Annotated in this window: 14 protein-coding genes; 9 read left to right on the top strand and 5 right to left on the bottom strand. The window is 40.1% G+C overall.

Going from position 1 to position 12,672, the window contains the following annotated elements:
* Window positions 1-36: 36 nt before the first annotated feature.
* The 3 genes from WAE64_RS11525 to WAE64_RS11515 all read left to right on the top strand — a co-directional run bounded on the left by WAE64_RS11525 (window position 37) and on the right by WAE64_RS11515 (window position 3,084).
* Window positions 37-846 (top strand): helix-turn-helix domain-containing protein, encoded by an 810-nt coding sequence (locus WAE64_RS11525; RefSeq protein ID WP_340236568.1) that lies wholly within the window; start codon window positions 37-39, stop codon window positions 844-846.
* Window positions 847-912: 66 nt separating this feature from the next.
* Window positions 913-2,553 carry a serine hydrolase domain-containing protein gene (locus tag WAE64_RS11520; RefSeq protein ID WP_340236567.1) on the top strand — a complete coding sequence of 547 codons (1,641 nt, stop codon included), beginning with the start codon at window positions 913-915 and terminating at the stop codon, window positions 2,551-2,553.
* Between the two features lie 105 nt (window positions 2,554-2,658).
* Window positions 2,659-3,084, top strand: coding sequence for a thioredoxin family protein (locus tag WAE64_RS11515; RefSeq protein ID WP_340236565.1), 426 nt, complete (start codon window positions 2,659-2,661; stop codon window positions 3,082-3,084).
* Here the strand turns inward: WAE64_RS11515 and WAE64_RS11510 are convergent.
* The 3 genes from WAE64_RS11510 to WAE64_RS11500 form a co-directional block, all read right to left on the bottom strand.
* The gene (locus tag WAE64_RS11510; RefSeq protein WP_130020241.1) at window positions 3,081-3,458 is read right to left on the bottom strand and encodes a co-chaperone GroES; all 378 of its coding nucleotides are present in this window, start codon (window positions 3,456-3,458) and stop codon (window positions 3,081-3,083) included. The genes WAE64_RS11515 and WAE64_RS11510 overlap by 4 nt on opposite strands.
* A gap of 107 nt (window positions 3,459-3,565) precedes the next feature.
* The gene (gene feoB / locus WAE64_RS11505; RefSeq protein ID WP_340236559.1) at window positions 3,566-5,674 is read right to left on the bottom strand and encodes a ferrous iron transport protein B; all 2,109 of its coding nucleotides are present in this window, start codon (window positions 5,672-5,674) and stop codon (window positions 3,566-3,568) included.
* A 38-nt stretch (window positions 5,675-5,712) separates the two neighbouring features.
* Entirely contained in the window at window positions 5,713-5,955 is a 243-nt protein-coding gene (locus WAE64_RS11500; RefSeq protein WP_340236558.1) for a FeoA family protein, read from the bottom strand.
* A gap of 238 nt (window positions 5,956-6,193) precedes the next feature.
* Here WAE64_RS11500 and WAE64_RS11495 point away from each other — a divergent pair, with 238 nt between their 5' ends.
* From WAE64_RS11495 to WAE64_RS11475, 5 genes are read left to right on the top strand one after another with little or no spacing between them, the layout of a single operon-like run.
* Window positions 6,194-6,856, top strand: a complete 663-nt coding sequence (locus WAE64_RS11495) for a heme exporter protein CcmB (RefSeq protein WP_340236556.1) — start codon at window positions 6,194-6,196, stop codon at window positions 6,854-6,856.
* A 38-nt stretch (window positions 6,857-6,894) separates the two neighbouring features.
* Complete coding sequence (gene ccsA / locus WAE64_RS11490; protein WP_340236555.1) at window positions 6,895-7,557, top strand: cytochrome c biogenesis protein CcsA; 663 nt, start codon at window positions 6,895-6,897, stop codon at window positions 7,555-7,557.
* A 36-nt stretch (window positions 7,558-7,593) separates the two neighbouring features.
* Window positions 7,594-7,800, top strand: a complete 207-nt coding sequence (locus WAE64_RS11485; protein WP_340236554.1) for a CcmD family protein — start codon at window positions 7,594-7,596, stop codon at window positions 7,798-7,800.
* Complete coding sequence (locus WAE64_RS11480) at window positions 7,797-8,249, top strand: cytochrome c maturation protein CcmE domain-containing protein (protein WP_340236553.1); 453 nt, start codon at window positions 7,797-7,799, stop codon at window positions 8,247-8,249. The genes WAE64_RS11485 and WAE64_RS11480 overlap by 4 nt, the downstream gene beginning before the upstream one ends.
* A gap of 4 nt (window positions 8,250-8,253) precedes the next feature.
* Entirely contained in the window at window positions 8,254-8,643 is a 390-nt protein-coding gene (locus WAE64_RS11475) for a thiol-disulfide oxidoreductase DCC family protein (RefSeq protein WP_340236552.1), read from the top strand.
* Between the two features lie 71 nt (window positions 8,644-8,714).
* Here WAE64_RS11475 and WAE64_RS11470 read toward each other — a convergent pair whose 3' ends face one another.
* On the bottom strand, window positions 8,715-9,416 hold the full coding sequence (locus WAE64_RS11470; RefSeq protein ID WP_340236551.1) for a hypothetical protein: 702 nt from the start codon (window positions 9,414-9,416) through the stop codon (window positions 8,715-8,717).
* A 52-nt stretch (window positions 9,417-9,468) separates the two neighbouring features.
* Window positions 9,469-11,196: an IlvD/Edd family dehydratase gene (locus WAE64_RS11465; protein ID WP_340236549.1), complete on the bottom strand. Its 1,728-nt coding sequence runs from the start codon at window positions 11,194-11,196 to the stop codon at window positions 9,469-9,471.
* Between the two features lie 119 nt (window positions 11,197-11,315).
* Between WAE64_RS11465 and WAE64_RS11460 the strand changes: the two genes are divergently transcribed.
* Complete coding sequence (locus WAE64_RS11460) at window positions 11,316-12,584, top strand: DUF937 domain-containing protein (RefSeq protein ID WP_340236548.1); 1,269 nt, start codon at window positions 11,316-11,318, stop codon at window positions 12,582-12,584.
* The last annotated feature ends 88 nt before the right edge of the window (window positions 12,585-12,672 follow it).

Genomic DNA, 12,672 nt, shown 5'->3' with positions numbered 1-12,672 from the left:
AAGCTCGCGCCAAATATATTAGTGATCAACAATCCAATGAAACACTTACAAACAGGGCAATTTCATGGGCAAACTAACCAGACTATCAGGCTGGAGGGTATTACTTTGACTGATACCGAATACACGCTCGATAAAGTAGATTGGCATTATCACGAAAACGCCTATTTTACTTTTATCTTACAGGGTAACGTGATAGAAGGTAACAAGAAAGAAGTATATAATTGCAGCGCCGGAAGCCTGTTGTTTCATAATTGGCAAGAACCTCATTATAACATAAAGCCACCCGGCTTTACTCGTGGTTTTCATATTGAATTGGCGCATCAATGGCTTGATAACTTGGATTTTAGTCTGGATAAGCTCACTGGCAGCATTAATATCTCAAATCCGGCCTTAAAGCTAGTGCTATATAAGATTTTCAGAGAATCAAAAACCGACGATATGACGACTAATTTAGGTGTTCAAACCCTATTACTGCAATTGCTCGGCCAGATGGAGAAAGATAATCAAACGACTATCTACAAAAATCCTACATGGGTAAGTAGATTGAAGGAGTTATTGCATGAAAACTTTGCTGAGCAATGGAGCTTGAATGAATTATCTGATGAACTAGGTATTCACCCTGTGCATCTTTCCCGAGACTTTTCTAAGTATTTTCATTGTAACATAGGCGAGTATATCCGAAAACTGAAAGTCGAAAAATCACTTACATTGCTTTCGCACAAAAACAAATCTCTCACCGATATAAGCTACGAGTGTGGTTTTGCCGACCAAAGCCACTTTACCCGCTGTTTCAAGGCCATTAATGGCGTTAATCCACTAGAATATCGTAAAATTATTCTTGGCTGATGTTAATTCTGTTCTATTTTTAGAAATGCCTAATACCTAATTTTGCAATTCTAAAAAATATGAAAAATGAAAAAGCTAATTTTAATCTTACTATCCGTGTGCACTATCACTGTTCATGGACAAACAAATGACATTGTTGAAACCGACGGATTCGTCAATCCATTGCATCAAGCCAATGCTGGGCGAATCGTTTTTATGGGAAGTAATATTCCTCTGGAGCAACTCAAAGAAACCGATTTCCTGACAGCTTATGAGTTAAAACCTGTATCAGACTTAAGCATTCGGCCATTTCTTGCCAATTCAATCACTAATTATCTTCACCAATTAGCACCCGATTTACCTGCCGACGAACTCATTAAGAAAGGTAATTATCAGTTTACGTTTTATGTTGATGGTAAGTCTGTCTACACCGAAAATCTACATTATGGCGCAGGACTGAAAAAACATACCACAACCACTTTCAGAGTGCCGATAACAAGCTCGAAAGGGGAAGATTGGTGGGCTATTTATATGTTCAACAGATTCATGCTGAATGGGGGAGAGAAAGTGCTTACAGATGGAACGCATCAACTGAAAATAGAAATGCGGCCTTATATAAACCTAGGCGAAATAAAAGTTGGTGATATAATAGCTCAGGGCGAAGTACAATTGATTATGAAAACGCCTGTGCTAACGCAGGAAGAAATAGCTGTGCAGCCAATTCAAGCAAATTCAGGCTGGGAAATTTCAAATGCACCTATCGACAAGCCGAAAATTGAGGAAATGAATAAGCTGATAGCATTGAATAAGCTAAAAGAAATAACCGGAGTTGTGGTGATAAAAGATGGGAAGCTATTGCTGGAAGAATATTTTAATAAAGCGGATAGAAATACGCTGCATGATACACGCTCGGTTGGTAAATCGTTTGCCTCAACCATGATGGGCTTTGCTATTCAGGATGGCTATATTAAAAATGAGAACCAGACACTGAACAAGTTTTATGATTTGAAACAATATGCCAACTATAGCACTAAAAAAGACAGTGTAAAACTAAGAGATTTACTTAGCATGAGTTCGGCATTTAATGGGAACGATTCTAATATGGAATCACCGGGCAATGAAGAAAATATGTACCCGACCGATAACTGGGTAAAATTTGCATTGGATTTACCAATGGACAATTCGAAAGCGAATGGTAAACGTTGGGACTACTTTACGGCAGGGGTGGTTGTATTGGGCGATGTGATTGACAAATCGGTACATGGTGGGCTGGAAAAATATGCCGACAAGAAACTCTTTTCGCCATTAGGTATTAAAAACTACGAGTGGCAATATACTCCACAGAAAGTCGCAAATACTGCCGGAGGTTTACGTATGTCGACACTAGATTATGCCCGATACGGACAATTGTATCAAAACAAAGGCAAGTGGAAAGGTAAACAACTTTTATCGGCAAGCTGGGTTGCCAAAACATTTACAAAGCAATTGCCTATTGGCGGTAGAGACAATGAATATTACGGATTTTTATTCTGGAACAAAACCTTTACCATAAAAGGCAAAAACTATGAGACATTCTATTGCACAGGTAATGGGGGGAGTAAAATATATGTATTCAAAGATATTCCGCTCACGGTAGTTATCACGGCCAAAGCGTATGGTCGCCCGTATGGTCACCCACAGGTGGATAAAATGATGCAGGAGTATATTTTGCCGGCGGTGATTAAGTAATTTAGTGAATTAGTGATTTGTGATTGAGTGATTAACTGCAATTCATTCGCTATTTTAAAAACGTTACAAAGAAATTGCTAGCTTTGTTATGTTTGAATAAATCTTATGAAGAAACTCACATTTACACTACTATCCGTACTGCTCTGCAATATGGCCAATGCGCAAATGAAATTTGTACAGGGGCAAGATAAAACCATGCAGCAGATACTGGCAGAAGCCAAAGCCAAAAAGCAAATCATTTTTGTAGATGTATATGCCACGTGGTGTGGGCCTTGCAAGTGGATGGACGCCAATACTTTTGCTGATGCCCGTGTAGCAGAGAAATTCAATAAGCAGTTTATTAATTACAAAGTCGATGGAGATACTTCTGAGGGGCAGCTTGTCAGAAACTTATACAAGGTAGATTCGTATCCGACATATATCTTTATTGCCCCAGAGGGAAAAGTTCTCCATCGAATTGAAGGCATCATGCCTCCACAGGTTTTTATGGACGAGGCCGATTTTGCTGCCAAACGAGCAAAAGAAAATTAACCTAAATCTTCAAAACGCTCAAGCATCAGAATAGAAGCCTGTGGCAGAATAACGTATCTCTCGCCTTCATACATTACCTCAATGGCATGGCGTTGCAGATAGATAGCCAGGTCGCCTTCCTGAGCTTGCAAAGGCATATATTTAACTTTCTCCTCAGTTTCTTTCCATGGCTCGTCTTCGGTTTGTTGTGGCAGCGGATACCCCGGCCCAACTTTTATAATATAGCCCGTTTGAACTTCTTCTTTTTCGGTTACGGTAGGAGGCAGGTATAAACCCGAGTTGGTTTTATCTGATGGATTATTGGGCTTTACCAATACTTTATCGCCTACTACAATAAGTCTTTTAAGTTTATTATCTGCTGTTACGCCAATCATAAATGATGAATATAGTGGGGTACAAAATTAGTATAAAAAACAATACTTCCCGAATCAGGTTCAGGAAGTACCGTTGAGAAACAAACGCAAATGTTATTGAAAAAGTTTTATTTCAAAACCTGATACACCACCAATGCCGCAACATAAGCCAGCACCGACATATAGCCTAGCTGAATAAGTGGCCATTTCCAACCTTTGGTTTCACGATAAACCGTGGCAATGGTACTCATACACATCATGGCAAATACATAGAATATCAATAATGAAAACGAAGTGGCTATCGAGAACGACGGCTGGCCCGTGTTAGCATTAATTTCGTTACGTAGTCTTTCTTTAATCGTCGATTCATCGTCTGGGTCAGCGCCTATACTATAGATAGTAGAAACAGTACCTACAAAAACTTCACGTGCGGCAAACGAAGTAATAAGGGCGATTCCAATTTTCCAATCGTAGCCTAGGGGAGCAATTGCTGGCTCGATAAACTTACCAAAGTGCCCTGCATAAGAGTTTTCAAGTCTTACCGATGCTATTTTCGATGCCAGTTCTTCTTCCGTTTGTGTTGGGTTTGTGGCTATTACTTGTTGTTGAGCTTGGTCCATTTTATCACCCGGGCCATAAGAAGCCAATACCCAAAGTACTATTGATATAGCTATGATTACTTTACCGGCTTCAAAAACAAAGGTTTTTACTTTTTCTATAATCATAAAACCTACTTGTTTCCAACGAGGCATTTTATAAGTAGGCAATTCCATAATGAAATAACTTCTTTCTGTAGACTTCAGAATCAATTTCATTATCCAGCCTGCTACAAGAGCAGAGAAAAAACCTAATAAATACAATGCCATTAAAGCAATACCTTGCATATTGAAGAATCCTAGAACCTTGGTGTCGGGTACAACCAGCGCTATCAGAATAGTATAGATTGGCAAGCGTGCCGAGCAACTCATTAAGGGCGTAACCATAATAGTAATAAGGCGGTCTTTCCAGCTACCAATCGTACGTGCCGACATAATAGCAGGTACAGCACAAGCCATGCTCGAGATTAATGGCACAACCGATTTGCCACTCATACCAAAACGACGTATCAATTTATCCATCAGCACCACCACACGAGCCATATAGCCTGATTCTTCAAGAATCGAAATAAAGGCAAACAAAAAAGCAATCTGAGGAATAAAAATAACTACACCACCAACGCCGGCAATTAGCCCATCGGTGAGCAGGCTTACCAAAACACTATCTGGCAATACAGACTTCAACCAATCGTTTAAGCCCGCAACACCTTGGTCAATTAAGTCCATAGGGTATTCGGCAAACGAGAAAACAGATTGGAAAATCAGAAACAGAATGCTCAGGAAGATAACATAACCCCAGATACGGTGTAGTAATATTTTATCAATCTTCTCTGAAATTGTTTCTTTTTTTGCTCCGGTTTCGTGCATCACTTCGGTTAATGTACCGCTGATGTCATGATAACGATTGATTGTTTCGGCTGACTGGAAAGAGTCAGGGTTGAAATCATGGTCGTTAACCAGTGTTTGAAGGTCTCTTTGGGCACTATTGCCCAGAAACATCATTTTAGACGACTGAGCTGCATACTGCAATGCCAGATATTTATTAGAAATGTTGTATTTCTTGCGTACTTCAGAAGCAACTGCTTCGGCTTTATCATCAAAAATAGGAGGATTGATGTGGGTCTTTTTGGCATCTAGCTGATTCAGAATAGTATACTTCAGCCCATCTACTCCGATACCCATACGGGCGTTCAGTTCTACTACAGGCACACCCAAAATCTTCGAAAGTTTACCCGAATTGATAGAAATACCCATTTCTTCGGCTACATCAAGCATATTTAGTGCTAGAATAGTCGGAATCCCCAAATCACTTACCTGTTCAAAAAGTAACATATTGCGTTTCAGGTTCGAGGCATCGGCTACCACCACGGCTACATCGGGGTATTCGGGGTGGCTCGGGTTTGCCAATACTTCTAATACTACTTGCTCGTCAAGAGAGTTGGGGTAGATACTATAAGTGCCGGGTAAATCAAGTACTTCAACATCATGATTGGAGTCTAGCCGACAGAAACCTATTTTTTTGTCGACAGTAACACCCGGAAAATTTCCAATTTTTTGGCGTAGGCCGGTCAGTTGATTAAAAAGAGAGGATTTACCCGCATTAGGGTTCCCTAGTAGGGCTATAACTTTTTTTTCTTTCACCTTAAATCCACGAATTTTAAGTAATCAAGCAGAATGAATTATACTTGACCAGTTTGTAAAACAATGGTTGCAGCTTCTCTTTTTCTTAGAGAAAGATGATAACCCGCTACTCTGATACCAACGGGGCAACCTAAAGGGGCAATAAAATCTAAGGTAACTTCGGTTCCGGGTAAGCAGCCCATCTCTAATAACTTTAACGACATAGCAGGGTCTTTAAAATTATTAATAATTCCTTTCTCTCCAATGTTTAGGTCTGCAACGGTTTTTTCTGAAAACTTCATTACACTTATTTAGAATAATTTTAAATAAAACGCAAGTTTACTAGTTTTTGTTCGTAAATAAAAAAGATTTTTACGCTAGTGTATATTGAAGCCCCATAAGGGCTTGAATATAGTAGATTATACTCATAAAATTATGGACAAGAAAACTTGAAAAAAAGAATAAAAATCATAAAATACTAAACGTTTGCGTAGTACCTTTGCAGCACGATAGTACGACAACGTAGTCGCAAATGTGTAAATGCAAGAAATCAAAGCTCTTATCGAAAAGGAAATTCGTTTAGAATGGCGCCAGAAATATGCCCTTAACGGCATGCTTCTATACATTATAAGTACGGTTTTTGTATGTTATATGAGCTTTAAGCTAAAGGTAGATAACATTGAGCCTATCACGTGGAATACCCTCTTCTGGATAATTTTACTTTTTGCCGCTGTTAATTCTATCACCAAAAGTTTTACGCAGGAGGGAGCTGGCCGACAACTGTATTATTATACGCTGGCGAGTCCGCAGAGTATTATCATATCAAAGATTATCTATAATACGCTGTTGATGGTAGTGCTTTCGCTGCTAGGTTTTCTGATTTACATAATCATGATGGGCAATCCGGTCATGAATATACCCATGTATCTGGTATCTATTGTACTTGGTGCTATTGGTTTTTCAACAACCCTGACGATGGTAGCCGGAATAGCCTCTAAGGCCGAAAATACTTCAACGCTCATGGCTATCCTGAGTTTTCCGATTATTCTGCCAATGTTGATGATGATAACCAAGCTATCGAAAAGTGCAATGGATGGTCTGGACTGGAGCACGAGCTACGATGAAATTGCCATATTGCTGGCTATTGATGCCATTGTGCTAAGTATAAGTTATTTGTTGTTTCCGTATTTGTGGAGAAGTTAGACGTGTAATTAATTAAGAATAATTGTTTTAATATATTTATGAGACAATCCTGGTGGAAAATCCTTTCTGTGGTGCTTTTGTTATACACCCTTATACAAGGGCTGGTTGGTACCATACCTCGCCAACCCGTGCTGAACGAAACGCTCCGTAATGTGTATTTTCATGTGCCCTTATGGTTTGGTATGATGACCCTCATGGTGGCATCGGTGTGGTTTGGTATTAAGTACCTGAGAGGTGGTAATATACAAGACGACGAATATTCGTCAGAGTTTGCCAATACTGCTATTCTTTATGGCGCATTGGGTTTTCTTACCGGTGCTATATGGGGTAACTACACATGGGGAGACCCAATACCAAAAGACCCAAAGATTATAGCGGTTGAGGTAGGATTACTTATATACTCTGCCTATTTTGTGTTGAGAAGTTCTTTTGAAGACGAACAAAAAAGAGGCCGTCTGTCGGCTGTTTATAATATTTTTGCGTTTGCAGCCTTTATGCCTTTGGTCTGGATACTACCACGCCTCACCGATTCGTTACACCCTGGCAATGGTGGCAACCCTGCTTTTGGTAAATATGATATGGACAACCGTGTAAGAATGGTGTTTTACCCTGCTATTATCGGCTGGACGCTCCTGGGCGTTTGGATGACGAGTTTAAGAATCAGGCTGAGAGCGATTCAACGATTGAAGGCTGAACAATAAATTGTATTTATAATTCTGATGTAAAATAAATAGTATATGAAAAAAATATTAGCACTAATAACAATGACGCTGCTTTTCTCAACCAAGCTTTTTGCACAACAAGAAGTAGAAATGGCTGATAAGATGCGTGCTGACGGTAAAATTTGGGTTGTAGTAGCGGTAATTGCCGTAGTTTTTGTGGGAATTATTGCTTACTTAGTTTTGTTAGATAGAAAGATTAGTAAAATAGAAAAAGGTTTATGAAAAAATCACATATTATAGCATTAGGCGTAATTGCGATAGCCATCGGAATCATTATCTCTACTGTTGGCGATGCCAGTACTTATGTAGGTTTCACTGAAGCTGAATCGTTGGCTAAAGAGGGAAGCAACAAATCGGTGCACGTGGTGGGTTCTTTGAAAAAAGACGCACAGGGCAATATTGTAGGAATGATTTATGACCCAGTAACTGACCCCAATAGTTTTCAGTTTAAAATGGTTGATTCACTGCATAACGAAAAAACAGTAATTTATAGTCAACCAAAACCGCAAGACTTAGATAAGTCGGAGAAAGTGGTGGTGGTTGGTAGCATGGACTTACAAAATAATGTTTTTCGTGCTGACCAAATCTTATTGAAATGTCCGTCGAAATACAACAACGGTGAGTTGAAAGAAGAAGATATGAAACCGGCAGTTTCGATGCAAAACCAATAAAAACATGGTTATCTTATTTGATGGTGTTTGTAATTTCTGTAATTCCACTATCAATTTTCTGATTGACAGAGACAAAAAAGGTATTTTCAAATTTGCCGCCTTGCAGTCAGACCCCGGAAGAGAAATTCTAAAGAAACACAACATAACTACGCTAACTGATTTTGATAGCGTAATACTAGAAAAAGACGGGAAACTCTACCAGAAGTCGGATGCTGCACTGGAGATAGCCCGCAATATGGATGGTCTCTGGAAGTTGCTTTATGGCTTTAAGATACTGCCCAGGTTTATCCGTGATTTTGTTTATGACTTGGTGGCTAAAAATCGCTATCGGTTGATGGGCAAAATGGACGCCTGCCGCTTACCAACACCCGAGTTGAGAGCCAGGTTTTTGTAGTAGAACCATACTTTAAAAAGTAGATATATCCCGGTTGATAACATCTTCCGGGATTTTTTGTGTTACCTTCACTAGTTTTGTTCGGATGCCTGCTTGCCTGAAAAATAATTAAGCATAGCCATAATCAAAATACATCTGCTGAGGATTACTGTGATTCGGGGGATAGTACCCAACCATGGAAGTTTTTCGACAAAAATGCTATAGAAAACAAGCAAGTTAGCAAAGGCCATCAGAATCACACTCCAACGTATCCAGAATTTATCTACTGCCTGAATTGGCAGAAACGAAGCTAACGTACTCGTATATATATAAATGAGTGTATAGCCCAGAAGCAATGCTTTGTCAAAATTTGGTAAGGAAGTATGCAACGAAAAGACATAAAACAGAATAGGCAACAAAGCATAGATAGGAATACTCCAAAGGAACTTATATAACTCTCCCTGAAACTTGATTTCGGCTCCCATTTGCCTGAAAACTGCTGCCCACAGGCACAAAATGCCAGCATGTATAATAATGTTGATGTTTTTCATAATGCCAGGAGAAAACATAACACCAACCGAAATAAGTACGGGAAGAAGTAAGGTAAGAAAAAAAAGCTTATCGATTAAAGTAGGTAGCGGCTTGCGATACTGGAAATACCACAAACAAAGCACAAAAGCAGCCAAAATCCGAATTAGAGCTATTGCAATTACACTTTGGCTCTCAGGTAGCTCAATTAAGAAAAATTCTGAAAACAGCAAAAGAATAGTAGCAGTCAGGTATTTTAAATTCATAAGAATATTTTGATTTGAGCCTAACAAGGTAGGCTCAAATCATGTTTGGTTTCTAATGAGATTCTCTTTGTACTTCATGGCCAGACTTACCGGCTAAAAAGTCCAGGTCAGCTCCTTTATCAGCCTGTGTAACAGTGTTGATATACAATTGTGTATAACCACGGTTATAGCCCAGGTCGAGCGGTTTCCAGTTTTTACGTCTTTCGGCAAGTTCTTCGTCTGGTACATGTAGCCAAATTTTACGATTAGGTACATCAACCTCAATTAAATCGCCGTTCTGTACCAAGCCGAGCGTACCACCAACTGCCGACTCAGGTGATGCGTGCAAAAACACCGTGCCATAAGCTGTACCACTCATACGGGCATCAGATATACGCACCATATCAGTTATGCCTTTCTCAAGTATTTTCTTCGGCAATTGCATATTGCCTACTTCAGGCATACCAGGGTAGCCTTTTGGCCCTACGTTTTTTAGTACAAGTACACAGGTTTCATCAACTTCCAGATTCGGGTCATCGATGCGGGCGTGGTAGTCTTCTATGGTTTCAAAAACTACGGCTTTGCCTGTGTGTTGCATCAGGTGTGCCGATGCCGCCGAAGGTTTAATAACCGCACCGTTTTCGCAAAGGTTACCTTTTACAACGGCAATACCGCCTTCTCTTAAAATAGGGTTTTCGGCGCTGGCAATTACCTCGTCGTTCCATATTTTAGCACCTTTCGAGTTGTCAACCAAACTCTTTCCATTTACCGTGATAGCCGTTTTATGCAAAAATTCTGACATTTCTTTAATAACTGCCGGAAGCCCCCCTGCATAATAAAAATCTTCCATCAGGTATTTACCCGATGGCATCAGGTTGAGCAAGAAAGGCATTTTACTGCCAATTTTATCGAAATCTTCTAGGTCTAAATCAACACCTATGCGGCCTGCAATAGCCAATAAGTGCAATACCAGATTAGTGGAGCCACCTACGGCTGCATTCATCATAATAGCGTTTTCGAATGCCTCACGGGTTAGTACCGAAGAAAGTGCCTGGTTTTCTTTTACCATTTCTACTATACGCATACCCGACATGTGTGCGAGTACCTTCTTACGAGAGTCAGCCGCCGGAATTGCCGATGCTCCCGGAAGGGTAAGGCCCAGGGCCTCTACCATTACAGCCATTGTTGAGGCTGTACCCATAGTAGAGCAGTGGCCTATGCTTCGGCTCATACAAGATTCGGCTTCTTCAAACTCTTCGGGTGTCATTTTGCCGGTTTTTACATCATCAGCAAAACGCCATACATCAGTACCCGAGCCAATGGCTTTGCCCTGAAAGCGTCCGTTGAGCATTGGGCCGCCCGGTACTACAATAGTTGGTAAATCGACACTCGCCGCACCCATCACTAACGATGGCGTGGTTTTGTCGCAACCGGTAAGTAAAACAATGGCATCAAAAGGATTCCCCCTGATACTTTCTTCTACTGTCATGGCTGCTAAGTTTCTATAAAGCATTGCAGTAGGCCGAATCAGCGTTTCACCCAACGACATTACAGGGAACTCGAGCGGGAAACCACCGGCTTCATAAACGCCATTTTTAACCGATTGGGCTAGTTCACGAAAATGTCCGTTACAAGGTGTTACTTCCGACCATGTATTACAAATTCCTATAACAGGTTTGCCTTTAAACTGATGTGCAGGATAGCCCTGATTCTTTATCCAGCTTCTGTAGATGAAGCCATCTTTTCCATCTTTTCCGAACCAATCCTGGCTGCGTAATTTTGTTGTATTTTCAGAGGTCATAATTTAAGTTAGAGAAAAAGGCAAAAAAATTTACCAATAATCCTTATTTTTGTGTTGTTTTGCAACCAAATTAAGAAATTTGTTGGAATTAATTTAGAATGACTTAAAATTTAAAAATTATGAACTTATTTGATACGTTGAACGAGGCAATGACTGATGAAGTTGTATCAAAAATTGCCAAGTTGACCGACGAAGAGCCTACGAAAACTAAGAAAGCTATTGACGGAATTTTTTGTACACTAATTGCGGGTTTAGTACGACGTACCGGAAGTACCATGAGCGTGAATATGCTTTACAATCAGGTACAGAAAGGTAACCAAGGAGGAGAGCTGATTGGGGACGTGATGTCTTATCTGAATAAAAAAGATAAGCTTGATGCGATATTAAAGACAGGTGATGCATTGGTAAGCCAGGTTTTTCCGGCTTACAAAAGCCCGTTAATTAGTATGATTGGTACTTATGCAGGTATTAAAAAGAATTCGTCAACGATGTATTCGAGCCTTGCAACGCCGATTTTGATTGATGCGGTAAGTAGAGAGATAAACAATAATAAAATGGATGTTGATGCCCTAACCACCTACCTGGCCGAGCATCATGAACCATTATTTAAGAAAGCACCGGAAGAACTGGTAGAAAAAATGATTCCGCAATTAGGTTTGCAAGAACTACTTTCTCCTAAATTCTCTCCAACTGCAACAAAGCGTGTAATTGCTCCTAAGCCTGCATCAGTAAAACCTAAGGCTGTTACGGGTACACCTACGAGTGCTCCACAGGTGGTAGAAGCCGAAGAGGAAGAAGAAGAAAGCAACTCATCATTCCCTGTGAAATGGTTGTTGATTGTACTGGTAGTGATTGCTGCCGGAGCCGGTGGTTATTATTATTATGAAAACTACTATAAACCATCACAAGAAGGTGCAAGCCAGGAAGAAACAACGGTAATAGGTGATTCGTTGGCAACTGACACAACCAATGCAATTGCGGTTGATTCGGTGGCAATAAAAGATAGTATTAAAACTGCGGCAGCTTCGGGCAGTGGTGCGCTTACTAAAGAGGTAGAGCCATACCTGACTGATAACACAAAGCCGGCCGGACAGGTTTTTACGATGAAAGATGTTGCCTTCATTAAAGGTTCGCAGGCACTAGACGATAAATCTAATGCGGCTATTACTGAACTGGCAGAATTGCTGAAGAAATACCCTAAAATGCAAGTAAGAATTCAGGGGCATTCGACAGACGCCGTAGGTATTGATAACAAGGCTATGGCAACCAAAAGAGCCTTTGCAATCAAGAAAAGATTAATGGCAGCAGGTATTATTGACACCCGTATCGATGCCATTGGTATTCAGGGTGGTGGCGATAAAGCCGATTTTAAAGTTGTATCGAAATAAGTTTCTTAATTTAAAGTCATAAAGCCATAAAAAAACACCTTGTACGTTACAAGGTGTTTTTTTTATGATGGAACGTAATACAACGTTT

Source organism: Emticicia soli (genome assembly GCF_037860775.1).
Taxonomy (GTDB): Bacteria; Bacteroidota; Bacteroidia; order Cytophagales; family Spirosomataceae; genus Emticicia; species Emticicia soli.
This window is presented reverse-complemented; position numbering and strand designations above follow the sequence as displayed.